The following is a 23088-nucleotide window of genomic DNA, read 5'->3' as shown; positions in this document are numbered from 1 at the left end:
CGCTAGTCCTCCTCGGTGATGCCCAGGCCCGCCGCCGCCGAGATGCCCTCCAGGTACCCGATGGCGCGCTCCGCCTTCGGGTACCTGTGCACGAGCTGCCAGAAGTCCTTCCCGTGGCCGGGCACCCTCAGGTGCGCCAGTTCGTGCACCAGCACGTAGTCGAGCACCCACGCGGGCACCTCGCGCAGGCGTTCGCTGATCCGGATCGTGCCCTCGCTCGGGGTGCACGACGCCCACCTCGTCCGCATCGGCGGCACCCACCGCACGCTGCTCGGGCGCACGCCGTCCAGGTGGCGGTCGGCGAGCTCCTCGCAGCGCTGGCGGAGGGCGGCGTCGGACGTGCGCGTCGGCGACTTGCGCCTGGTCTCGCTGCGCTGGAGGCGGCTCAGCATCTCCGCCACCCAGTGCTTCTCCTCGCTCTTCGTCATGCGGGCCGGCAGCAGGACGACGACCGTGTCCCCCTCGCGGTACGCGCTCACCATGCGACGGCGCCGAGCGCTGCGCCGCACCTCCACCTGCGGTTCGGGCATGGCGTTCACGGTAAGGCCCCGGACCGACAGTCCGCGGCGGCCAAGCGGCGGTCAGTGGAGCGCCGGACGAGCAGGTTCCACCGAAAGGCGGCTGGACACGATCGACGCGGCGTGCAGCGGGAGCGGGTTCCCGGAGGTAGCGTGCGAGCCAGCCCCCGAGTGTGGCGCAGATCGCCCCGCACTCTCGAAGCAAGGAGGAAGCCGTGGCCGAGACCTACAACGGCTACTGCGTCAAGTGCCGTGAGAAGCGCGACTTCACGGGCGAGGTGCACGAGAGCAACAACCGCAGGATGGCCAAGGGCAAGTGCCCGGTCTGCGGGACCACGGTGACCCGGATCCTCGGCAAGGCGAAGGTCTGACGTCCCGCGGGTGGCCGGGCCGCGCGCCCGGCCACCCGCCGGGAACCCGGCCCGCGTCAAGCGCCCCGGCGTCGCCTGTGGACAGTTCACGGGCCTGTGGACAGGCGTTTCGCGATTCCGGGCGACGGGGCCACGCTGCCGGTGTGGACCTCCCGAACCGCCCCCGAGTCCTGCCCGGCCTGCCGCTGCTGCGCCGCCGGGCCGACGTCGTGCAGATCGGCACCGACCCCCGGCACGCCGTGCTGGTCGAGGAGGTGCCCGCGCCCATGTGCTCCGTGCTGCTCGGCCTCACCGGCCGCCACACCCTCGCCGAGCTGCGCGACCAGCTCGCGCCCCACGGCACGCAGGCCGCCGAGCTGACGGGCGTGCTGCACGGGCTGGCGCGGGCCGGCCTGGTCGAGGAGTCCGTGCCGGTGCCGCACGCCAGGCTGACCGCCGAGGTGTCGTCGTGGGCGCTGCGCACCCGGCGGCCCGTCCCCCGCCTGCCCGCCGACCGGGCGGACCGGGCCGTCGTCGTGCACGGCGAGGGCCGGCTCGCGGTGACCGTCGCGACCCTCCTCGCCGCCGCCGGGGTGGGACACGTCCGGGTGGTTGCCCGGGGCCGCGTCGGGCCGGAGGACACCGGATCGGGCTACACCGACGACGACGTGGGCAGGCCGCGCTCGGTCGCCGCGGCGGCGGCCGTGGAGCGGGCGTGCGGCGGGGTCCGGCCGGCGCCCCGGCACGTCGACCTCGTCGTGCTGGCGGACGTGCTGGTGCCCGCGCCGGAGCTGCTCCGCGGCCTGCTGGCGTCGCGCACGCCGCACCTGGCCGTGCGCGTCCGGGAGGGCCTGGGCGTCGTCGGACCGCTCGTCGTGCCCGGTCGCAGCAGCTGCCTGAGGTGCGCGGACATGCACACCGCCGACCGGGACCCCGACTGGCCGGTGCTGGCCGCGCAGCTCGTCGACCGCGCCCAGCACGCCGACCTGGCCACGGTGACCGCCGCGGCGGGCTTCGCGGTCGGCCAGGCGCTGCTGGCGCTCGACCGCGGCACCGAGCTGCGCACCCGGCCGCCGACCTGGGACGCGGTCGTGGAGGTCGACGCCTTCGCCGGGGCGGTCGAGCACCGGATAGCGCCCGTGCACCCGCGCTGCGAGTGCCGTTCCGCGAGCTGACGGGTCCTCAGCCCGAGCTGTGTAGGTTTTGTGGCGTGGGGCGATCCAGCGCGACCGCGTGGACGAGCGGGGGGAGAATCACCGGGTGACCGAAATCCCGCGCAAGGCCGTGCAGCGCACCGCCAAGCTGGCCAGCCTCCCCCTCGGGGTGGCGGGCCGCGTGGTGGGCGGCTGGGGCAAGCGCCTGGCAGGCCGCAGCTCCGAGGAGGTCAGCGCCGAGGTGTCGGCGAAGACCGCCGAACAGGTGTTCGCGGTGCTCGGGCAGCTCAAGGGCGGTGCGATGAAGTTCGGCCAGGCCCTGAGCGTGTTCGAGGCCGCCGTGCCGGACGAGCTGGCCGAGCCGTACCGCGAGGCGCTGACCAAGCTCCAGACCGCCGCGCCGCCGATGCCCTCGCGCACCGTGCACCGCGTGCTGGCCGAGCAGCTCGGCACCGGGTGGGCCAAGCGGTTCTCCGAGTTCGACGACGCGCCCGCCGCGTCCGCGAGCATCGGCCAGGTGCACCGCGCGGTGTGGCACGACGGGCGCGACGTGGCCGTGAAGGTGCAGTACCCCGGCGCGGACGAGGCCCTGGAGTCCGACCTGAGGCAGCTGCTGCGGTTCAGCAGGCTGATGCAGGCGGTCATGCCGGGCGCCGAGGTGAAACCGCTGCTGGAGGAGCTGCGCGACCGGTACCTGGAGGAGCTGGACTACCGGACCGAGGCCGCCAACCAGCGGGTGTTCGCCAAGGCGTTCGCCGACGACGAGCACGTCCTGGTGCCGCGCGTGGTGGCCAGCTCGCCGAAGGTCATGGTCACCGAGTGGACCGACGGCACACCCCTGGCGAAGATCATCCGCGACGGCTCGCGGGAGGACCGCGACCTGTCCGGGCAGCTGCTGTCGGAGTTCCACTTCTCCGCGCCCAGCCGGTCGGGCCTGCTGCACGCCGACCCGCACCCCGGCAACTTCATGCTGGGCGCGGACGGCCGGCTGCGCGTCCTGGACTTCGGCGCGGTGGCCCGCCTGCCCGACGGCCTGCCCAGGACGTTGGGGCTGATGACCAGGCTGGCGCTGGAGGGGCGGCCGGCGGACCTGGAGGAGCTGCTGCGCACCGAGCACTTCATCCGACCGGGTACCGAGCTGCACGCCGAGGACGTCCTGAACTACCTGGCGCCGTTCGTCGAGCCGCTGCGCACCGAGACGTTCCACTTCACGCGCCGGTGGCTGCGGCAGCAGGCGGAGCGGGTGGGCGACCTCCGCAGCCCTGATTCGCAAACGGGAAGGTCCCTCAACCTGCCTCCCCAGTACCTGCTTGTCCACAGGGTCACGCTGGGCGCGACGGGCATCCTCTGCCAGCTCGACGCGAACGTGCAGGCCAGGGCCATCGTAGCCCGGTGGCAACCGGGCTTCGCGGACTGAGTTGTCCACAGCTTCCCGAGTTGTCCACAACTCACCCACATCCCCTGGCCGGCCCCCGCTCCCCCGGTCCACCCTCGTCCCATGGACATCGTCAAGACCGCAGAGCTGAAGGCCGCCGGCGTGCCCGGCCACGTCATCGACCTCAGGTGCCGCCCCGGCGGCCCGTGGCAGCGCATCCTGCCGGGCGTGCTGCTGCTCGGGGCGCAACCGCCCACCCGGGCCCAGCGCCTCCGGGCCGCCGTGGCCTACGCGGGACCGGGCGCGGTGATCACCGGCGCGGACGCGCTGGCCGCCCAGGGCCTGCCCGCCCGACCACCGGCCCACGTGCACCTGCTGCAACCTGCGAGCCGGCGCCGGTCGGGCGGGCCCCGGCTCGTCCTGGAGCGCACCACCCGGCCGCCGGGGGTGGTCGTGCGCGACGGCCTGCCGTTCACCGAGCCGACCAGGGCCGTCCTCGACGCGGCCCGGCACGAACCCCACCCGCTGCGCCGCCACCACGTCCTGGCGGGCGCGCTGCGGGCGGGCCTGTGCACGGTCGAGGGCCTCAACGCCGAACTGGAGGCGGGCAACAGACGGGGCACGGCGGCCACCAGGTCCGCCCTGAGACTCCTGGCCGCCACCCTGCGCTGACCGCCACCTCCCCCTGATCCCCTGTCCCGCCGGTGTCCCGCCGAGCAGGACGGCACCACCCGAGAGGAGACCTATCGCCGGTGACCGGCTCCCCAGTGGTCGGCGGGCAGCTTGCCCTCGATGTCGCGGACGTGCTCCCGCGCGCAGGCGTGGCACAGCCACTGGTCGACCCCGCGTTCCCGCTGCCGGACCCAGGCCAGCAGCTCGGCCGCGTCGGTGACCGAGGCACGGGTCCGGTCGCACCGGGCACACGTGCCGCCGGGGTCGGTCACGCCTTGCGCCCGAGGTGCACGGTGTGGGCGGCCAGCAGGAAGACGTCGTCGCGCAACCCCAGGTAGGCGGGGTCGTCCGGGTCGAGGAGCCGGCCGACTGCGCGCCGGTCGGCGGGGTGCAGCAGGTCGCCGCCGATCTCCGCGAACCACCGGAGCCGGTCGACGGCCCAGTCCCGGACCGCCCGACCGGCGGGCGCTGGGTGGTCGACGAGGTAGCTGAAGGCCGTCACGTCGAGCAGCCCGAGTTCGGCGAGCACGGTGTTCCAGCCGCCGAGCGTCCGCGCGGAGCCGGGGATGTCCTCGCGCATCCGCGAGAACCACTGGGCGCGCACCGCCGCCAGCCGCTCCTGCAACCCCGGCTCGCCCACACCCAGGTCCCACGGGAGGAACTTGCCCTCAAGCCCGCCTTCGGCCAGCGCCAGCCACCCGCCCGGCGCCAGCGCCTCCACCAACCCGGCCACGGCTACCCGCTGGTCCGGGAGGTGGTGCACCACGTTCGACGCCCACACCAGCTGGGCGGGTCCGGCGAAGTCGACGGCCCGTTCGGCGGCCAGGTCCGCCAGCACCGGCCGCACCCGGACGGAAACCGTGGTCGTGTCACCGCCGTAGGCGGCGGCCGACCGCGCCGCGCCGGTCGCCGCGTCCAGCAGCTCGGGCGTCGCGTCGACCAGCACCACCGTCCCGCCGGCGCGCGCGGACAGCGCCTCGACGAACGCGACCGCCATCCCACCGGCCCCGCACCCGACGTCGAGGACGGTCGGGTTGTCGGGCAGCGAGCGCACGAGCCGGCTCGCGACGACCCGCCGGGCATCCGCGTCCAACTCGTCGGCCTGCCGCAACATCGTCAGGCGGGACGACCAGTCGATCCCGTCGAGGGTCCCGCCGTGATCGGCCCGACCGTGGTGGTGGTGGTGGTGAGAGTGAGCAGCCACACGACGCACCGTACCGACGACCGGGCGATCCCTCGCGCCGGAACCACGCGGCACGGCACACCACCGCACCCACACCACCGCACCCACCCGACCGCGCCCACCCGACTGCGGTGGCCGGTGATCGGTGATGCGTGTCCGCGGTCTGCGATCCGCGGTCCGGGCACGGCGAGGCCCGCCCTCCCCGTATCGGACGGGAAGGGCGGGCCTGTCGTGCATCAGAGAGCGCGGGCCTTCTGGTGGGCCCGGCGCTCGGCCCAACCGGCCAGCCGACGCCACCTGCGGGCGACGACGAGGCGGTGGGCCAGCCGATGCTGTTGCGCGTATATCTCCGCGTCATGCATTCGGGATCTGGCCAGGTTTTCTTCGAGCAACATCGGGTTCCCCCTGGGGTTCAGTTCGGTGAACACGGCTTCGTCAGTGGTGGATCGGTACGTGGTCACGCGGCGGCCTCCTGGTCGGTAGCCCCCCGGACGACGGTCGCGGCGGGTGCCGCGGGAACAACGGGTGCCGCGTCCTTGCGCGGGCGCCCACGAGGACGCTTGCGCGCGATCACGGCTCCGCGCTCGAAGATCTCGCCGCCCCAGACCCCCCAGGGCTCGTGACGCGCCAGCGCACCGGCGAGGCACTCGGCGATGACCGGGCACGTGGCGCAGAACTTCTTGGCCTCCTCCAACTCCGCCGGCGCGTCGGCGAACCACAGGTCGGGGTTGTTGGTGCGGCAGGGAAGCTCCAGGCCGGCGTCCGGCGCGGTGTCGATCAGGGTCGCGACACCAGCTCCGATCAGGTCGGACTCGGTGGACAACGTCCCGTTTATCGGGACGGTCGCGGTCAACATCAGGTGGACTCCTGTCAGGGTCTTGCACGGGGTAAGTGGTCTTGCTGGAAAAACGGGGTGAAAAAACACGAAGGCCGCGGATCCGGTTACGGGTCCGCGGCCTTCGTGGGCTGGTGGCCTGACTACAGGTGTGTCAGGTACTTCGCCCTTGCGCGGACGGCGCAACGTTCTGAGTCGGGACAACGGTCGGCGCATACGGCGCCGGGACCTGGATCAGCTGAACTCGCTCTGCACCCCACGTGTGGGCGCGGCGATCGCGGGCAGACTTCTCCCCCGCGACGGGAGCCGTGCTGGACATGAGGAGAGCCCCGGTCATCAGGTAACCGGGCTTCTCGAAGCACTTGAGAGTGTTCACAGCCGGTCACCTCCTAGGGCGGTCTCGTGTCGGACGCAGCTCTTTGATTCCCCAGCGGGCGCTTCGCGCCCGGCATCAGCAGGTTATGACCCCGTGCACGGCGCGTGCAACCGGTTTTTCCAAATACCTGTCGATCGTGTGAAGTTTCCGCGTTTGCCCTGCCCAGACGGCCGGTACTCGATCATGCCGAGCGCCGGCCCGCCCGCCGGCGGGCACCCGCTGCCACCCCCGCCGGCACCCCGTCGACCACACCTGCGAGGCGGTCGGCGGCACGCCGGCACAGCGCCCGCGCGCGGGGTCCGGGGACCTCGCGCGGCAGGGCCGCGGGAGTTGTATAGCGACCCCGGTCACACGCGCGCCACCGAATTAACGCCCCGCGCCCCGTCCGCCGGGCAGGCCGGATGTCGCCCGACGAACGGGGCTCAGGGAGCGGGGAACGGGGAACGGGAGCGGGGAGCGCAGACGGTGCTCGGGCGAATGCCGGGCGAGCAGTACGCGGCCGGGCCGGGCAGGCTGCGCTCAGGTAGACGGTGCAGCCGGGTAGGCGATGCGACCAGGCGGCGCTCAGGCAGGCGGTGCGGCCGGGCAGACAGTGCGGCCGGGCAGACAGTGCTCGGGCGGGCGTGAGCGGCGAGCGACCATCGGCAGCCATCGGCGGGCTGGCGATCGGGCTGGCGATCGGGCTGGCGATCGGGCTGGCGATCGGGCTGGCGATCGGGCGGCGAGCGAGCACGCCCGCCCCGCCGCCCCGCTACCTCGCCCGCCCCGCCGGCCTGGCCGGCGGGGCCGGGAGCCGGGGGCCGGTCAGTGGTTGCTGCCGCGGACCAGGGTCAGGACGTCGTCGCCGTAGCGGTCGAGTTTGGAGGCACCGATGCCGGCGATGGCGACCAGGCCGGCGACGTCCTCGGGGCGCTGCTCGGCGATGGCCACGAGGGTGGCGTCGGTGAACACGACGTAGGCGGGCACCTTCAGCTCGCGCGCCCGGTCGGCCCGCCACGCGCGCAGCCGCGTCAGCAGCTCCTCGTCGAGGTCCGACGGGCAGGAGGCGCAGCGGCCCAGCTTGACCGACCTCGCGTCCACGAGCGCCGAACCGCAGACCCGGCACTGGGGCTTGGGCTTGCGCTGGAGCGGTTCGCGCTTGGCGGCGGCCGCGGTGCGGGAGGCCGGGTGGTCCTCGGGGACGAGGCCGTAGAGGAAGCGGCTGCGCCGGCGGTAGCGGCGACCACCCCCCGCGCGCGCCAGGGCCCACGAGAGCCACAGGTGCACCCGCGCCCGCGTGACGCCCACGTAGAGCAGCCGGCGCTCCTCCTCGACGGCCGCCTCGTCGTCGCCCGCGTGCTGGATGGGCAGGGTGCCGTCGACCAGCCCGACCAGGAACACGGCGTCCCACTCCAGGCCCTTCGCCGCGTGCAGCGACGCCAGGGTCACGCCCTCCACGGTCGGCGGGTGCTGGGCCTCGGCGCGCATCTCCAGCTCGGCGACGAACTTCGGCAGGTCGGCGCCCTCGACCGCGCCCGCCAGCTCCTCGGCCAGCTCCACGAGCGCGAGCAGCGACTCCCACTTCTCCCGGGCCGAGCCGCCGGCGGGCGGGTCGTCGGTCAGGCCGATGCCGGTCAGCACCTCGCGCACGACCTTCGGCAGCTCGCCGGACGGCTGGTGCGCCGCGGCCTGGCGCAGGGCGATCACCGCCTGCCGCACCTCGGCCCGCTGGAAGAACCGCTCGCCGCCGCGCACCTGGTAGGGCACGCCGACCTCGGCCAGCGCCTGCTCGAAGACCTCCGACTGGGCGTTCACCCGGTAGAGGACGGCGATCTCGCTGGCCGGCACGCCCTCGTCGAGCAGCTCCTTGGTGCGGCGCGCGACGGCGGCGGCCTCCAGCGTCTCGTCGTCGAACTCGGTGAACGACGGCCGCGGCCCGTCCGGGCGCTGCCCGATCAGCTTGAGCCGCGAGCCGGCGGGGCGTCCGCGCGCCCAGCTGATGACCTGGTTGGCCAGCGCCACGACCTGCGGCGTCGACCGGTAGTCGCGTTCGAGCCGGACGACGGTGGCGTGCGGGAACCGGCGCGGGAAGTTCAGCAGCGGCGCGGGCGAGGCGCCGGCGAAGGAGTAGATGGTCTGGTTGGCGTCGCCGACCACGGTCAGGTCGTCGCGCTGACCGAGCCACGCGTCGAGCACGCGCTGCTGGAGCGGCGTCACGTCCTGGTACTCGTCGACCACGAAGCACCGGTAGCGGTCGCGGAACTCCTCGGCGACGTCGCCGTGCTCCTCCAGCGCGGCGGCGGTGTGCAGCAGCAGGTCGTCGAAGTCGAGCAGCTGCGCCTGGTTCTTGAGCTGCTCGTAGGTGCGGTAGACCTGCACGACCTGCTCGGCGGACGCCGGCGTGTCGCGGCTGGTGCGGGTGGCGGCGGCCGGGTAGTCCTCGGGCGCGACGAGCGACGCCTTGGCCCACTCGATCTCGCCGGCGAGGTCGCGCAGCGAGTCCGACTCGGTCGACAGGCCCGCGCGGTTCGCGGCCTGGGCGACCAGGCGCAGCTTGTTGCGGTCGACGAGCTGCCACTGCTCGCCGCCGACCACCCGGGGCCAGAAGTAGCGGAGCTGGCGCAGCGACGCGGCGTGGAACGTGCGGGCCTGCGCGCTGTGCACGCCCAGTGCCCGCAGCCGGGTCCGCATCTCGCCCGCGGCCCGCGCGGTGAACGTGACGGCGAGGACCTGACCTGCGGCGACGTGCCCGCGCTGGACCAGGTAGGCGATGCGGTGGGTGATCGTGCGGGTCTTGCCGGTGCCCGCGCCCGCGAGGACGCAGACCGGTCCGCGCGGTGCTTCCACGGCGGCGCGCTGTTCCGGGTCCAGTCCCTCCAGCAGCCGGTCCATGCGCTGCATCCTCGCAGAGCACAGCGCGTACTCCCGTCATGGGGCGACGCGGCGCGCCGTATCCTGGTGGGTATGGCTGGTAAGCAGGACAAGGCGGCTGCCAAGGCGGCCTCCAAGGAAGCGGCGAAGGCTCGGCGCGCGGCATCGAAGCAGCGGCGCGGCCAGATCTTCGAGGCGTTCAAGATGCAGCGCCGCGAGGACAAGGCGCTCGTGCCGCTCATGCTGTTGTGCCTGCTGGGCGCGACGGCGGCGGCGTTCCTGATCGGCCTCATCTGGGACATGCAGTGGGTGCTGCTGCCCATGGGCATCGCGGTGGGCGCGCTGCTGGCGGTCATCGTGTTCGGCCGCCGGGTGCAGCGCAACGTGTACGCGAAGGCCGACGGCCAGCCGGGCGCGGCGGCGTGGGCGCTGGACAACCTGCGCGGCAAGTGGCGGGTCACCCAGGCCGTGGCGGGCACGACGAACGGCGACATGGTGCACCGGGTGCTCGGCCGGCCGGGCGTGGTCCTCGTCGCCGAGGGCGCCCCGCACCGGGTCAAGGGCCTGCTCGCGCAGGAGAAGAAGCGGGTGGCGCGGGTGATCGGCGACACCCCGATCTACGACGTCGTCGTCGGCACCGAGGAGAACCAGGTGCCGCTGCGCAAGCTCCAGGGCCACCTGATGAAGCTGCCGCGCAACATCACGACCGCCCAGGTCGACACGATCGAGAACCGCCTGACCGCGCTGGCCAGCCGGGGCGCGGCGCTGCCCAAGGGCCCGCTGCCGCAGGGCGCCAAGATGCGCAACGTGCAGCGCGCCATGCGCCGCCGCTAGACCACGTCACCGCTGCTCAGGCCCGGTCCCCGACCGGGCCTGAGCCGTTCCCGGGGCCGGTGGGCCACCGGCGGGGGCTAGCGGACGCGGATGACGACGGTGCCCGCGGCCTTGTCGTGGAGGCACCTGCCGTCGGCGTCCCACACCACGGCCGGGATGATGGGGAAGATCAGCGCCGTGCGCAGCAGCGCGCGCGGCAGTCCCACGGTCCCGGCGCCGTCCAGGCGGGCGACGCGGAGGCCGAACACCGCGTGACCAGGGGTGAAGCCGAAGAAAGCGACCGCGGTGACGGTGATCGCGAACCAGGCCAGCAGGCTCCAGTTCTTGGGCAGGTCGGGTTGCGTGAACGCCGCCGCCACGCCCGCGGACAGCGCGAAGTCGACCACGATGGCCAGGGCCCGACGCCCGGTGGAGGCCACCGAGCCGGGTCCGGACCGGGGCAGCCCGAGGCGCTCGCCCTTCCAGCGCTGCCCGGTGCCGTCACCGGAGTCGGCGCCCGGCTCCAGCGCCGCACGGGGTCCTGACAACCACGAACCGGTCCACCTGCTCACTCCACCAGAGTAAGCCCGTGCTCAGCGGGTGAGGACGGACGGTCGGGTTGCCCCACCGGGGACGCCCGTTAACACTGGCGAAACACCGGGGTGACTGCCGGGCAACACCGCGGTCTTAGTTTCGCCACGATGGCAGGCCGCAGCACGCAGCGGCGTACAACCACGCCCCCACCGCAGCAGAGGAGTCGACGAGGGTGTTCAAGAATCCCGACGAGGTCCTGAAGTTCATCTCAGACGAGGGCGTGAAGTTCGTCGACGTCCGGTTCAGCGACCTGCCCGGCGTGATGCAGCACTTCACGCTCCCGGCCTCGGCGTTCGACGCCGACGCCATCGCCGAGGGCCTCGCGTTCGACGGCTCGTCCGTGCGCGGCTTCCAGTCGATCCACGAGTCGGACATGCTGCTGCTGCCCGACCTGTACACGGCGCGCCTCGACCCGTTCCGGATCGAGAAGACCCTCATCGTCAACTTCTTCGTGCACGACCCGTTCACCCGTGAGGCGTACAGCCGCGACCCGCGCAACATCGCGCGCAAGGCCGAGCAGTACATCTCCGAGTCGGGCATCGCGGACACCGCGTACTTCGGTGCCGAGGCCGAGTTCTACATCTTCGACTCGATCCGCTTCGACACCACCGCGAACGCCTCCTTCCACGAGATCGACGCGATCTCCGGCTGGTGGAACACCGGCCGCGAGGAGGACGGCGGCAACCGCGGCTACAAGGTCAAGTACAAGGGCGGCTACTTCCCGGTCACGCCGACCGACCACTACGCCGACCTGCGCGACAAGATGGTCCTCAACATGGAGGCCCAGGGCTTCACCGTCGAGCGCGCGCACCACGAGGTGGGCACCGGCGGCCAGGCCGAGATCAACTACAGGTTCAACACGCTGCTGCACGCCGCGGACGACCTGATGCTGTTCAAGTACATCATCAAGAACACCGCGTGGCAGGCCGGCAAGACCGTCACGTTCATGCCGAAGCCGCTGTTCGGCGACAACGGCTCGGGCATGCACACCCACCAGTCGCTGTGGAAGGACGGCCAGCCGCTGTTCCACGACGAGTCCGGCTACGCGGGCCTGTCGGACACGGCGCGCCACTACATCGGCGGCATCCTGCACCACGCCCCGTCGCTGCTGGCGTTCACCAACCCCACGGTGAACTCCTACCACCGCCTGGTGCCGGGCTACGAGGCCCCGGTGTCGCTGGTCTACTCCCAGCGCAACCGCTCGGCGTGCGTGCGCATCCCGATCACCGGCAACAACCCGAAGGCCAAGCGCATCGAGTTCCGCTGCCCCGACTCGTCGGGCAACCCGTACCTGGCCTTCTCGGCCATGGTGATGGCGGGCCTCGACGGCGTGAAGAACAAGATCGAGCCGCCGGCCCCGATCGACAAGGACCTCTACGAGCTGCCGCCCGAGGAGGCCCGCGACGTCAAGCAGGTCCCGGCGACCCTCGACGCGGTGCTGGACAACCTCGAAGCGGACCACGAGTTCCTGCTGGAGGGCGGCGTCTTCACGCCGGACGTGATCGACACCTGGATCTCGTTCAAGCGCGAGGAAGAGATCAACCCGCTGCGCCTGCGCCCGAACCCGTACGAGTTCGCCCTGTACTACGACGTGTGATCCGAGCGGACCCCGGTTCGACGGCCGAGGGCCGGGTGACCAGCACGGTCACCCGGCCCTCGGCTTTCGCGTTCCCCGGGACGCGGGGACGCGGGGACGCGGGGACGCGGGGACGCGCAAGGGTCACCTCGGGACGGGGATGTCCGCCACGGTCACCGAGCCGCCGGTCGGGGCCAGTTGGCCCACGATGCCCCCGAACGTCAGCGAGAACGCGCCCGCCGCGGCCGGGACCTTCTGGTCCAGGTCCAGGTAGCCGTTGGCGCTGCCGTTCTTCGCGACCGTCACGGGCCACTTGCTGGTGGACAGGGACGCGCCGTACTCGCGCCCCGAGTCGTCGACGGCCGAGGCGGACGCGACCGGCAGGTCCATCTTCGCGGTGCTGGCGTTGACGGCCGTCACGAAGACCCGGAGCACGCCGCCGCGGTTCTCGACCTTGGTGACCTCGACGGTGAGCAGGCCGCGCGCCTGCTTCCAGGAGCCGGTGGCGGACTTGCTCCCCGCGTCGGCGGCGGGGGTCTCCGCGGTGGCGGGGCCCGCGGAGCCGAGCGCGCCGTCCAGGCCGGCGGTGTCGTCGGACGTGGTGGTGCGGGTGGACGTCGGGACCGTGCCGGCGGTCGGCTCCCGCAGCGTGACGCTCAGCGCGCCGACGCCGACGGTGCCCGCCGTGACGGCCTGGACCACGCCCAGTACCAGGAGCACGCCGAACACGACCATGCCGACCTTGAGAGCGGCGCCGCTCTTCCTGTGATGCCTCTCGTCGTCCATGACGTCCTTCGTCCGGGCGCACGCGTGCGAATGTGAGCAATCCCCGTGAAGACGTCAGTTTCGGCATCCCGAAGCCTCTGGTCAATGGTGAACGGCCCCTCATCGACGGTCGGTAGCGCCACCGCGACACGCCGTCGACCACGGGGCCGGCGCGCCGCGCCGGGCGCGGGCGGTTAGGGTCGCGCCGTGTCTGATGCTGATGACGTCGCAACCGCCGTGCAGGTCCTCTCCACCAACATCTTCGACTCCGCGTCCGAGGCCATCGAGGCGATCGCCGCCGCCGACGTGCTCGGCCTGGGCGTCAGGGTGTCCAACCGCCTCGTGCAGGACGAGGAGGACACCGACTCGCTCACCGAGGAGTGGGTGGTGGAGCTGTTCACCTCGATCCCGACCGCGGACGAGGACTGACCGCCCGAACCCCGGACGGGACCGAACACCCGAAGGGCCCCTCCCGGGGGGCCCTTCGCCCGTCAGACCACCAGCACGACCTTGCCCCGCACGTGCCCGCCCTCCAGCAGGCGGTGCGCGTCGGCGGCCCGTTCCAGCGGGAACGCCTGCTGGACCACCACCTCCAGCTCACCCGCGCCTGCGTGGGACGCGAGCCACTCCAGGTCGGCCGGCACGGGCTTGGCGTAGGCGTACTTCCCGCCGAGCCCCAGCACGTTCGGGTCGACGATCGACACGATCCGGGAGTTGTCGCGCACCAGCGCGGGCGAGTCGCCCAGCGCCGCGCCGCCCACGCAGTCGAACGCCACGTCGACCAGGCCGTCCCCGCCGACCAGCTCCGCGACGGCGTCCACCAGCGCGTCCCCGTAGGCCACCGGCTCCGCGCCGAGCGACCGCAGGAAGTCGTGGTTGCGCGGTGACGCCGTGCCGATCACCCGCGACGCGCCCAGCAGCCGCGCCACCTGCACGGCCAGGTGCCCGACGCCACCGGCGGCCGCGTGCACGAGCACGGTGTCGCCGTCGCCGACCCCGACCTTGCGCAGCGACTGGAGCGCGGTCAGGCCGGTCAGCGCCAGGCCGCCCGCCTGCTCCCAGGACAGCGACGGCGGCTTGTGCGCCAGCCCCCGCTCCGTGGCCGCGACCAGCTCCGCGTACGTGCCGTGCTGCACGTGGTCCTTGCGCTGGTAGCCGAACACCTCGTCGCCGACCGCGAACCCGTCGACGGCGGGCCCGACGGCGCGCACCACGCCGGCCACGTCCCAGCCGGGCACCAGCGGGAAGTGGTGGGGCATCGACGCCGCCACGTACCCGGCGCGCACCAGCCGGTCGACCGGGTTCACCCCAGCGGCACGCACCTCGACCAGCACCTGGTCGAGGGCGATGGCGGGGTCGGGCAGGTCCCGCAGGACCAGGACGTCGGCGTCCCCGAACTCGTTCTGCGCTATCGCCTTCACGACCCCCAGTGTTCAGGAACCGTAGAAAACGCGCTCGATCACGGCGCGCGCCCGCCTCGTCGTGCGCCGGTAGGAGTCGAGGAAGCCGCCCGGGTCGTCGGGGTGCCCCATCGCGGACGCCACGGCCGCCAGGTCGCGCCCGGCGGTGGGCAGCTGGTCGCCGGGCTTGCCGCGGACCAGCACGACGGCGTTGCGCGCCCTGGTGGCGGTCGTCCACGCCTCCATCAGCGCCGACGCGTCCTCCGCCGCGATCAGGCCCGCCTCGGTGGCCGCCTTCATCCCCCGAACGGTCGACGGCGTGCGCAGCGCGGGCACCTCGTGGGCGTGCTGGAGCTGGAGCAGCTGCACGGTCCACTCGACGTCCGCCAGCCCGCCGCGACCGAGCTTGGTGTGCGTGGACGGGTCGGCGCCGCGCGGCAGCCGCTCGGCCTCCACGCGCGCCTTGATGCGCCGGATCTCCCGCACGGCCGCCGCGTCCAGCCCGGCCGCCGGGTACCGGACGGGGTTCACCGCGTCGATGAACCGCTCCCCCAGCGCCGCGTCGCCCGCGATGAACCGCGCCCGCAGCAGCGCCTGCGCCTCCCACAGCTCCGACCACTGCGCGTAGTAGGCGCGGTAGGAGTCGAGGGTGCGCACCAGCGGCCCCTGCCTGCCCTCGGGCCTCAGGTCCGCGTCGACCTGCAACGCCGGGTCCTGGCTGGGCGCGGCCAGCAGCCGCCGCACCGCCTCCACCACGGACGACGCGTACTTCGCCGCGTCGGCGTCGCTCACCCCGGGCGCGGGCTCGCACACGAACAGCACGTCGGCGTCCGACCCGTAGCCCAGCTCCCGCCCGCCCAGGCGGCCCATGCCGATGACGGCGATGGACGCCGCCCGCTCCCCGGACGACCGCACCACGGCGTCCAGCGCGGCCTGGAGCACGGCCACCCACACCTCGGACAGCGACACGCACACCGTGCGCAGCGGCACGAGGCCCAGCAGGTCCGCCGACGCCACCCGCAGCAGCTCCTGGCGGCGCAGCGACCGGGCCGCGGTGACCGCGCGCTCCAGGTCGCTGTAGCGGGACACGGTGCTGCGCAGCGGGTTGCCGATCGTCATCGGGTCGCGGCCGACGAGGGCGTCGGTGTCGGCCAGCAGCCGCAGCACCTCGGGCGCCCGCACGAGCAGGTCGGGCACGAGCTTCGACGTGCCGAGCAGCGCGGCGAGCCGGTCGACGACGGTGCCCTCGTCGCGCAGCAGCCGCAGGTACCAGGGGGTCTCGGCGAGCGCCTCGGACACCCGGCGGTAGGCCAGCAGCCCGCCGTCGGGGTCGGGGGTGGCGGCGAACAGGTCGAGCAGCACCGGCAGCAGCGCGCCCTGGATGCGCGCCCGCCGCGACACGCCCCTGGTCAGCGCCTCGATGTGCTTGAGCGCGCCGTCCGGCGCGGCGTAGCCGAGGGCGGCCAGCCGGGCGGTGGCCTGCGCGGTGGTCAGCCGCAGCGCCTCGGTCGGCACGTTCGCGACGGCCTGGAGCAGCGGCCGGTAGAACAGCTTCTCGTGCAGCCTGCGCACCTGGTTGCCGCGCTTGCGGAACTCGGCGAGCAGCACCTGCCCCTCCGACTGCCCGCCCTCGGCCGGCACGCCCGACGCGCGGGCCAGCCGGCGCAGCGCCGCGTCGTCGTCGTCGGCCGGGAACAGGTGCGTGCGCAGCAGCCGCTGGAGCTGCAACCGGTGCTCCAGGGTGCGCAGGAACCGGTAGGCGCGGCCGAAGTCCGCCGCGTCCGCCCGCCCCACGTACCCGCCGCGGCCCAGCGCCTCCAGCGCCGCCGTCGTCGCCTGGATGCGCAGCTCCTCGTCCGCCCGCCCGTGCACCAGCTGGAGCAGCTGCACGGCGAACTCGACGTCCCGCAGCCCGCCCCGGCCCAGCTTCAGCTCCCGCCCGGCCAGGTCCACCGGCACGTGGTCCTCGACGCGGCGGCGCATCGCCTGCACGTCGGGCACGAAGTCCTCGCGCTCGGCGGCGGTCCACACCAGCGGGCGCACCACCTCCAGGTAGCGCCGCCCCAGCTCCTCGTCCCCGGCGACCGGCCGCGCCTTGAGCAGCGCCTGGAACTCCCACGTCCGCGCCCACCGCCGGTAGTACGAGGCGTGCCCGTCCAGCGTGCGCACCAGGGCGCCCGCCTTGCCCTCCGGCCGCAGCGCCGCGTCCACCTCGAAGCACGCCTGCCCCGCCACCTGCATCAGCGTGCTGGCCAGGCGGGTCGCCACGGCCGTGTCGCCCTCGCCGACGAACACCACGTCCACGTCGCTGACGTAGTTCAGCTCCCGCGCGCCGCACTTGCCCATCGCGACCACCGCGAGCGAGCACTCGTCCGAGCGCGGCACCTGTCGGCCCGCCACGTCCAGCGCGGCCCGCAGCGCGGCCACCGCCAGGTCCGACAGCAGGCCCGCGACGTCGTCGTAGGCCACGTACGGCTGGTCGGGCTCGGCGACGTGCGCGAGGTCCTCCGCGGCGACCCGGCACAGCAGCGCCCGGTACTCCAGCCGCAGCGCCCGCACCGCGTCCGCCCCGGTCAGCCCCTCGACCGCGCCGACCAGCGCGGGGGCGAACCCGGCGGCGTCCACCGGCTCGTCGTCGGCCAGGCCGCGCCACCGGTCGGGGTTGGCGGCCAGGAAGTCGGACAGCGCCGTGGACGTGCCCAGCACCGCGAGCAGCCGCCCGCGCAGCGCCCCGTTGTCGCGCAGCGCGCCGTCCAGCTCGGCCCACCCGTCGCCCAGCGCCACCCGCAGCCGGTCCACGCCGCGCAGCGCCTGGTCGGGGTCGGGGCTGCGGGACAGGGCGAACAGGATCGACTCGGCCCCCTCGGCGGGCCGGCGCTCCTCCCACCACCCGGCGGCGCGCAGGTGCTCGCCGCTGCGCGCCTCGGTCAGGCCGAACCTCGCGGGGGACGTGGGGGTGCGGGCTGGATCGGTCATCGACGAACACCGTAGTCCGCCGGCGGTCCCGACGAAGCCCTCAGCCGGCCACGATCAAGTAGATGCCGAACAACACGACGGTCACGCACGCCAGCAGGCAGGCCAGCGCGCCGGCCGTGGGCAGCGCCACCGACGCGCCGCGCTCCCGCGCCGACTCCCGCGCCGACCAGGCCCGCAGCCCCACCGAGAACAGCACGACCAGCCCCAGCACGGCGGCCAGGCTCACCACGAACACGGCGCCGAGCGCCGCCCAGTCGACCTTCACACCGCCACCTTGTGCGTCTCGGCCTGCGCCGCGATCTCGTCCACGACGTGCTCGGGCCGCACCGGCTCGCGCCGCGACAGCAGCCAGATGCCCAGCGCCACCGCCACGCCCGCCACCGCGACCGCGACCACGCCCACCGTGCCCGTCGAGGCGACCTTGCCCGCGAGCGCGCCCACGAGGCCCGCCGCCGGCAGGGTCAGCACCCACGCCGCCGCCATCCGACCGGCCACGTTCCACCGCACGCCGTCGAGCTGCCTGCCCAGGCCGGAGCCCATGATGCCGCCGGACGCGACGTGCGTGGTGGACAGCGCGAAGCCCAGGTGCGACGACGCCATGATCACGGTCGCCGCGCTGGTCTGCGCCGCGAAGCCCTGCGGCGCCTCGATCGTGGTCAGGCCCTTGCCGAGGGTCTGCGTGATGCGCCACCCGCCCAGGTAGGTGCCCAGCGCGATGGCCACGGCCGCGCTCAGGATCACCCACATGGGCGGTTCCGCGCCCGGCGCGAGCGTGCCCGCCGTGATCAGGGTGAGCGTGATGATGCCCATGGTCTTCTGCGCGTCGTTCGTGCCGTGCGCGAGGGACATCAGCGCGGCCGAGGCGATCTGACCCGCCTTGAAGCCCTTCTCGCTCACCGAGCGCCGCGTGCCCTTGGTGAGCCGGTAGGTCAGGTAGGTCGCCAGCAGCGCCACGACGCCCGCGACCAGCGGCGCGGCGATCGCGGGGGCCACGACCTTGTCGACGACCTTCGCGAAGTGCACGGCGTCCGCGCCCGAGGCGATCCAGGTGGCCCCGATGAGCCCGCCGAACAGGGCGTGCGACGAGCTGGACGGCAACCCGACGTACCAGGTCACGAGGTTCCACACGATCGCGCCGACCAGGCCGCCGAACACGATCGCGGGGGTGATCCTCGCGTCGTCGACGATCCCGCCGGAGATGGTCTTGGCGACCTCGACCGACAGCAACGCGCCCACCAGGTTCAACACCGCGGAGAACGCGACGGCCGTGCGCGGCCGCAGGGCGCCGGTGGCGATGGAGGTCGCCATCGAGTTCGCGGTGTCGTGGAAGCCGTTGGTGAAGTCGAAGGCCAAGGCGGTGACGACCACGATGATGACGAGGAGCGAGGCATCCACGCTGATTCCTCCGGCTGAACCGACACAGTCGTAGGTGAACGCTACCCGGCTGGCCGATGAACGCTCACATCATCCTGTCCTCATCGGACGTTCGTCACACCAGCGGCAGTTGCCGGTGGATCGTCAGCCCACCCGAGGCCAGGCGCACGAATCGTTCGGCGAAGGGCTGCCACACCTCCCGGATGTCCTCGTGGGCATCGGCCAGCCGGTCCGGGTCGAACTGCCCGGAAGCACCCCCGGGGTACCCGGAGTCCCACTTCAGAACCACCTCGGGCGTCGTCTCGACGTGGAACTGGAGGCCGTAGGCGTTCTCGCCGACCCGGAACGCCTGGTTGGCGCACACCGGCGAGGACGCCAGCAGCGTCGCCGACGGCGGCAGGGTCGACACCTCGTCCAGGTGGAACTGGAGCACGTCCGGCGTCCACGGCAGCTCCGCGAACAGCGGGTCCTGCGCCGCCACGTCCCGCTTGGCGACCAGCCGCACGCCGATCTCGGGTCGTTCGGCCTCCCGAACCCGCCCGCCGGTGGCGACCGCGAGCAGCTGAGCACCCAGGCAGATCGCCAGCACCGGGACCCGCTTCGACACCGCGTGCGACAGCAGCAGCCGCACGTCGGCCAGCCACGGGTGCGCCTCGTCGTCGAGGGCGCCCATCGCGCCGCCCAGGCACACCACGCCGCGGTAGTCGTCCAGGGTCGCGGGCAGCGGCCGTTCGGCGGGGTCCACCACGTCCAGCACCGCCCCGGCGGCGGTCAGCCACTCGCCGAGGCGGGCCGGCGGGTCGTCGCGGTCGGGTTGCAGCACGAGCAGTCGCGTCACCCGGCCGAGGGTAGATCAGCAGGCGCAGGCGACCCCGTGCAGGCCGGTCCGCCCCACCGCGCCACCGCCCTCGACCTCGCTGCTCCCGACCTCGCTGCTCCCGACCTCGTCGCCCTCGACCGGGTAGCCGGCGGCCCGCCAGGTCGTGATGCCGCCGGTGAGCCGCTTGACCCGGAACCCCAGCTCGCTGAGCCGCAACGCGCCCTTGGTGGCGGCGTTGCACGCGGAGCTCTCGCAGTAGCAGACGTAGACCAGGTCGCGGTCCCAGCCCGCGGTGGTGACCTCGTCGACCTCCCAGTGCGGCAGGTTGACCGCGCCGGGGACGCGGACCCGCTCGAACGCCTCCCGGCTGCGGGTCTCCACGAGCCGGAACCCGGCGGTCGCACCGGCCGCCAGGTCGCGGACGACGTCGTCCGGGTCGGCCTCGAACGCGAGCTGCGCGGCGAAGAAGGCGGCGGCGGAGGCGGGCTCGGCGGCGGGGAAGCGGAGTGTGTTCGTCATGGGGAAATCCTCGCCGGGCGGCGCCGGCGGACCCATGCGGAAGTCCAGGCGTTCCCGGTGTCCCGCCTACGATTCCGCGGTGGAACTCGACGACCTGGATTGGAAGTTGTTGGACCTGCTCCAGCGGGACGGGCGGATGACGTTCACCGAGCTGGCCCGGCGGGTCTCGCTGTCCGCGCCGGCCACGACCGAGCGCGTGCGGCGGCTGGAGCAGGCGGGCGTCGTCACCGGGTACGCGGCGGTGGTCGACCCGCAACGCCTCGGCCTGCCCATCGAGGCCATCGTGCGGGTGCGCGTGCGCAGCCTCGACACGCCCCGCTTCCGCGAGCGCGTGGTCACCCTGGCGCAGGTCCGCGACGCCGACCACGTGACCGGGGACGACTGCTGGCTGCTGCGCGTGCTCTGCCGGTCGATGGTCGAGCTGGAGGAGTTCGTCGAGGTGGCCCAGCGCTACGGCGACACCACCACGTCCCTGGTCTTCTCCTCGCACGCCCGCAACCGGCCCGTGACGCGCGACGTCCTCGGGGGTATCGTTTCTCGATAGCATCGATAAACGATACGGGGGGCGGCATGGGGGACGGGGCACCGTTACGACCGCACCACACCGCCGCGGGTCCGGGACGACGCGGTGAGCGCGGCGCGCTGGGCGTGTTCGCCCGCCTGGTCCGGCTGATGTGGGCCGTCGCCGTCGTCGTCGCCGGGATCGCCGTGCTCTCGGTGTTCTCGGCGGGGGCGCTGAGCCTGTGCTTCGGGACGGCCCTCGGCACGCACGTGCTGCGCTCCGTCGATCGCGACGGGGCGAGCCTGGGCGCGCAGGCGCTGCGGGTGTGCCTGGAGGACCCGACGGCCTGGGACCGCGCGCTCGTCATCGTCGAGCGGGCACTGCCGGTGGTCGGCTACGCCGTCCTGTCCCACCTGCTGCTCCGGGTGCTGGAACGCGCCGTCCGGGACGGCGCCCACACCGCCGCCACCGCGAACCGCGTCCGGGTCCTCGGCTGGGCGACCCTCGTCCTGCCGCTGGTGACCACCCTGGCGCAGGCCGTCGCCCGGATCGAGCTGCTGACGCCCCTCGTCCCCGAGCTGACGAGCCACTACACCCGCCTGCCAATGGAGTGGGACGTGCCGTGGTGGGCGGTCGTCACCGGGGTCGGGCTGCCGGCCATGTCGACGATCATGCGGGCGGGCGCGGAGATGCGCCTCGACCTGGAGGGGACCGTGTGATGGCGGCACCGGAGCCGGACCCGTTGCGCCCCCTGCTGCGGGCAGCGGGCTTCCTGTGGCCGTTCGCCGCCGTCGTGACCGCCGGCGGCTCGCTCTACGGGGCCGTGACGTCCGCCCTCGGCCTGTGGCCGGTGTGCTTCCGGACCGGCCTGCGCGCCCGGGACTTCGGCGACGGCCGGCTGCGCGACGGCGTGACCGCCGGGGTCGAGCGGGTGCGGGTGTGCATCGACGACCCCACGGCCGGGCAGCGGGTCCTGGGCGTCCTCAACGACCTGCCCCGCTCCCTCTGCTACGCCGCCGCGCTGTTCCTGCTGCTGGTGGTCCTCAAGCGCGCCGCCGAGGAGGGCGTCCACACCGCCGCCACCGCGGCCGGGGTCCGGCGCGTCGGCTGGTTCGTGCTGGTGTCGCTGCCCGCCGCGGCGCTGCTGGAGGCGTTCACCGCCGCGCGGCTGCTCCAGGGCGTCGTGGACCGCGACCTGGAGGCCGTCGAGTTCCTCGGCGACGTGGCCTTCCCCTGGTGGGCGGTGGTCGCCGGAGCCGGCCTGCTCACGCTCGGCAGGATCGTGCGCACCGGCGCGGAGATGCGCGAGGACCTGGAGGGGACCGTGTGAGCATCGAGGTGCACCTCGACCGGCTGCTGGCCGAGCGCGGCATGACGCTGACCGAGCTGGCCGAACGCGTCGGCGTGACGGTGGTCAACCTGTCCGTCCTCAAGAACGGGCGTGCCAGGGCCATCCGCTTCAGCACCCTGACCGCGCTGTGCGACGTGCTGGGGTGCCAGCCCGGCGACCTGCTCAGCCACAGCCCCGTCAGGACGGACGCGGGGTGAACACGAACTCCGCCGCGTCGACCACCGGGCGGAACCCGATCCGCTGGTAGATCGAGTTCGACGTCGGGTTCGCCAGGTCCGTGAACAGCACCACGTGCTCCGCGCCGCTCTCCCGCGCCCACGACGCGCACGCCGCCGTGACCGCCGTGCCGTACCCGTGCCCGCGGTGCTCGGGCGGCGTGTAGACCGGGCCGATGCGGGACATGCCCGACGCGGGCGCGTTCGCCGACGCCCACGACACCGGCACGTCGTCGTGGAACCAGAGCAGGTGCCCGGCACCCGCCGCGATGCTCGCCCGCAGGACGCGCGCCGACTCCTCGGCGGCGGCCTGGTCGCGTCCCACGCCCATCGCCTCGATGGCGAAGTCCGTGCGCCACCCGGTCAGCAGCTCCACGTCGTCCTCCGACGCCAGGCGGGCCTGCCCCGGCACCTCGGGGACCACCGGGTCGCCCAGTTGGTAGAGCCGCTGGGCCATGTGTTCCTGAGCACCCTGTGCCGTGCGGGCCGCCCAGGCGACGACGAACGCCTCCACCGCGTCACGCGGGCCGTTCACGCCCGGCAGCTCCACGTCACCCGCCAACGCGTCCGCGAGCGTCTCCGCCCACCTCGCCGGCACACCGCTGAGCGTCAACGGCCACGGCGGCGTGCGCAGGGCCGCGGCCACCAGCACGTCGTCCTCGCAGATCGTCACCAGCAGCGGCGGCTGGTCGTCCGGGTCGGGGTGGTCCAACCTGCGCGCCACGGCGGCGATCGGCACGGTGTGCAGCACCGGGTCCGCCTTGAAGAACTCGCCGGTCAGCTCCCAGAACTCCGCAAGGTCCTCGTGCTTCGTCACCTCGGCCACGGCGTGACGTTAACGCAAAAAAGCCCTCAGGGGCACTCGGATAT

The 23088-nt window shown here is 73.6% G+C and carries 26 protein-coding genes; 11 read left to right on the top strand and 15 right to left on the bottom strand.

Translation table 11 applies throughout. From position 1 onward, the window contains the following. Positions 1-2 precede the first annotated feature (2 nt). Positions 3-530 (bottom strand): YgjP-like metallopeptidase domain-containing protein, encoded by a 528-nt coding sequence (locus tag ACRAKJ_RS04825; RefSeq protein ID WP_438926130.1) that lies wholly within the window; start codon positions 528-530, stop codon positions 3-5. Positions 531-733: 203 nt separating this feature from the next. Between ACRAKJ_RS04825 and ACRAKJ_RS04820 the strand changes: the two genes are divergently transcribed. The 4 genes from ACRAKJ_RS04820 (at position 734) to ACRAKJ_RS04805 (ending at position 4069) form a co-directional block, all read left to right on the top strand. Then, positions 734-889, top strand: coding sequence for a DUF5679 domain-containing protein (locus ACRAKJ_RS04820; protein ID WP_015098458.1), 156 nt, complete (start codon positions 734-736; stop codon positions 887-889). Between the two features lie 143 nt (positions 890-1032). Continuing rightward, positions 1033-2043: a TOMM precursor leader peptide-binding protein gene (locus ACRAKJ_RS04815; RefSeq protein ID WP_438925289.1), complete on the top strand. Its 1011-nt coding sequence runs from the start codon at positions 1033-1035 to the stop codon at positions 2041-2043. Positions 2044-2128: 85 nt separating this feature from the next. Then, positions 2129-3439, top strand: a complete 1311-nt coding sequence (locus tag ACRAKJ_RS04810) for an AarF/UbiB family protein (protein WP_438925290.1) — start codon at positions 2129-2131, stop codon at positions 3437-3439. Between the two features lie 81 nt (positions 3440-3520). Beyond that, a complete protein-coding gene (locus ACRAKJ_RS04805; RefSeq protein ID WP_438925291.1) occupies positions 3521-4069 on the top strand; it encodes a hypothetical protein in 549 nt (182 codons plus the stop codon). A 71-nt stretch (positions 4070-4140) separates the two neighbouring features. On the opposite strand, the gene ACRAKJ_RS04800 is transcribed toward ACRAKJ_RS04805, so the two are convergent. From ACRAKJ_RS04800 to ACRAKJ_RS04780, 5 genes are all read right to left on the bottom strand, one after another. Further along, the gene (locus ACRAKJ_RS04800; RefSeq protein WP_438925292.1) at positions 4141-4341 is read right to left on the bottom strand and encodes a hypothetical protein; all 201 of its coding nucleotides are present in this window, start codon (positions 4339-4341) and stop codon (positions 4141-4143) included. After that, complete coding sequence (locus tag ACRAKJ_RS04795) at positions 4338-5273, bottom strand: methyltransferase (protein WP_438925293.1); 936 nt, start codon at positions 5271-5273, stop codon at positions 4338-4340. Before ACRAKJ_RS04795 ends, ACRAKJ_RS04800 begins: the two co-directional genes overlap by 4 nt. A 215-nt stretch (positions 5274-5488) precedes the next feature. Next, positions 5489-5713 (bottom strand): hypothetical protein, encoded by a 225-nt coding sequence (locus ACRAKJ_RS04790; RefSeq protein ID WP_438925294.1) that lies wholly within the window; start codon positions 5711-5713, stop codon positions 5489-5491. Then, positions 5710-6108, bottom strand: a complete 399-nt coding sequence (locus ACRAKJ_RS04785) for a WhiB family transcriptional regulator (protein WP_438925295.1) — start codon at positions 6106-6108, stop codon at positions 5710-5712. The genes ACRAKJ_RS04790 and ACRAKJ_RS04785 overlap by 4 nt, the downstream gene beginning before the upstream one ends. 1159 nt (positions 6109-7267) lie before the next feature. Beyond that, positions 7268-9343, bottom strand: coding sequence for a UvrD-helicase domain-containing protein (locus ACRAKJ_RS04780; RefSeq protein ID WP_438925296.1), 2076 nt, complete (start codon positions 9341-9343; stop codon positions 7268-7270). 63 nt (positions 9344-9406) lie between these two features. Here ACRAKJ_RS04780 and ACRAKJ_RS04775 point away from each other — a divergent pair, with 63 nt between their 5' ends. Then, positions 9407-10147, top strand: coding sequence for a DUF4191 domain-containing protein (locus tag ACRAKJ_RS04775; protein WP_438925297.1), 741 nt, complete (start codon positions 9407-9409; stop codon positions 10145-10147). Positions 10148-10224: 77 nt separating this feature from the next. Here ACRAKJ_RS04775 and ACRAKJ_RS04770 read toward each other — a convergent pair whose 3' ends face one another. Next, positions 10225-10698: an RDD family protein gene (locus ACRAKJ_RS04770; RefSeq protein WP_438925298.1), complete on the bottom strand. Its 474-nt coding sequence runs from the start codon at positions 10696-10698 to the stop codon at positions 10225-10227. Between the two features lie 194 nt (positions 10699-10892). Here ACRAKJ_RS04770 and glnA point away from each other — a divergent pair, with 194 nt between their 5' ends. Continuing rightward, a complete protein-coding gene (glnA, locus tag ACRAKJ_RS04765; RefSeq protein ID WP_438925299.1) occupies positions 10893-12317 on the top strand; it encodes a type I glutamate--ammonia ligase in 1425 nt (474 codons plus the stop codon). 123 nt (positions 12318-12440) lie between these two features. Here glnA and ACRAKJ_RS04760 read toward each other — a convergent pair whose 3' ends face one another. Continuing rightward, positions 12441-13082, bottom strand: coding sequence for a hypothetical protein (locus ACRAKJ_RS04760; protein WP_438925300.1), 642 nt, complete (start codon positions 13080-13082; stop codon positions 12441-12443). A gap of 186 nt (positions 13083-13268) precedes the next feature. On the opposite strand from ACRAKJ_RS04760, the gene ACRAKJ_RS04755 reads away from it, so the two are divergent. After that, positions 13269-13490 (top strand): hypothetical protein, encoded by a 222-nt coding sequence (locus tag ACRAKJ_RS04755; RefSeq protein WP_438925301.1) that lies wholly within the window; start codon positions 13269-13271, stop codon positions 13488-13490. A gap of 62 nt (positions 13491-13552) precedes the next feature. Here the strand turns inward: ACRAKJ_RS04755 and ACRAKJ_RS04750 are convergent, their stop codons facing one another. The 6 genes from ACRAKJ_RS04750 to ACRAKJ_RS04725 all read right to left on the bottom strand — a co-directional run bounded on the left by ACRAKJ_RS04750 (position 13553) and on the right by ACRAKJ_RS04725 (position 20150). Further along, positions 13553-14482 carry a zinc-binding dehydrogenase gene (locus ACRAKJ_RS04750; RefSeq protein ID WP_438925302.1) on the bottom strand — a complete coding sequence of 310 codons (930 nt, stop codon included), beginning with the start codon at positions 14480-14482 and terminating at the stop codon, positions 13553-13555. A 12-nt stretch (positions 14483-14494) separates the two neighbouring features. Next, on the bottom strand, positions 14495-17437 hold the full coding sequence (locus ACRAKJ_RS04745) for a bifunctional [glutamine synthetase] adenylyltransferase/[glutamine synthetase]-adenylyl-L-tyrosine phosphorylase (RefSeq protein ID WP_438925303.1): 2943 nt from the start codon (positions 17435-17437) through the stop codon (positions 14495-14497). A 40-nt stretch (positions 17438-17477) separates the two neighbouring features. Next, positions 17478-17702, bottom strand: coding sequence for a hypothetical protein (locus ACRAKJ_RS04740; protein WP_438925304.1), 225 nt, complete (start codon positions 17700-17702; stop codon positions 17478-17480). Next, positions 17699-18832 (bottom strand): inorganic phosphate transporter, encoded by a 1134-nt coding sequence (locus ACRAKJ_RS04735; RefSeq protein WP_438925305.1) that lies wholly within the window; start codon positions 18830-18832, stop codon positions 17699-17701. The genes ACRAKJ_RS04740 and ACRAKJ_RS04735 overlap by 4 nt, the downstream gene beginning before the upstream one ends. A gap of 94 nt (positions 18833-18926) precedes the next feature. Next, on the bottom strand, positions 18927-19649 hold the full coding sequence (locus ACRAKJ_RS04730; protein WP_438925306.1) for a glutamine amidotransferase-related protein: 723 nt from the start codon (positions 19647-19649) through the stop codon (positions 18927-18929). 15 nt (positions 19650-19664) lie between these two features. Continuing rightward, positions 19665-20150: a rhodanese-like domain-containing protein gene (locus ACRAKJ_RS04725; RefSeq protein ID WP_438925307.1), complete on the bottom strand. Its 486-nt coding sequence runs from the start codon at positions 20148-20150 to the stop codon at positions 19665-19667. 79 nt (positions 20151-20229) lie between these two features. On the opposite strand from ACRAKJ_RS04725, the gene ACRAKJ_RS04720 reads away from it, so the two are divergent. The 4 genes from ACRAKJ_RS04720 to ACRAKJ_RS04705 are packed head-to-tail and all read left to right on the top strand — an operon-like array spanning position 20230 to position 22200. After that, positions 20230-20694: an AsnC family transcriptional regulator gene (locus ACRAKJ_RS04720; protein ID WP_438925308.1), complete on the top strand. Its 465-nt coding sequence runs from the start codon at positions 20230-20232 to the stop codon at positions 20692-20694. Between the two features lie 26 nt (positions 20695-20720). After that, positions 20721-21371 carry a hypothetical protein gene (locus ACRAKJ_RS04715; protein ID WP_438925309.1) on the top strand — a complete coding sequence of 217 codons (651 nt, stop codon included), beginning with the start codon at positions 20721-20723 and terminating at the stop codon, positions 21369-21371. Further along, on the top strand, positions 21371-21982 hold the full coding sequence (locus ACRAKJ_RS04710) for a hypothetical protein (protein ID WP_438925310.1): 612 nt from the start codon (positions 21371-21373) through the stop codon (positions 21980-21982). The genes ACRAKJ_RS04715 and ACRAKJ_RS04710 overlap by 1 nt, the downstream gene beginning before the upstream one ends. Further along, entirely contained in the window at positions 21979-22200 is a 222-nt protein-coding gene (locus tag ACRAKJ_RS04705; RefSeq protein WP_438925311.1) for a helix-turn-helix domain-containing protein, read from the top strand. The genes ACRAKJ_RS04710 and ACRAKJ_RS04705 overlap by 4 nt, the downstream gene beginning before the upstream one ends. On the opposite strand, the gene ACRAKJ_RS04700 is transcribed toward ACRAKJ_RS04705, so the two are convergent. Then, entirely contained in the window at positions 22181-23044 is an 864-nt protein-coding gene (locus ACRAKJ_RS04700) for a GNAT family N-acetyltransferase (protein WP_438925312.1), read from the bottom strand. The two genes, ACRAKJ_RS04705 and ACRAKJ_RS04700, sit on opposite strands and share 20 nt — an antisense overlap. Positions 23045-23088: the final 44 nt, after the last annotated feature.

Source organism: Saccharothrix sp. DSM 118769 (assembly GCF_052936295.1).
This window is presented reverse-complemented; position numbering and strand designations above follow the sequence as displayed.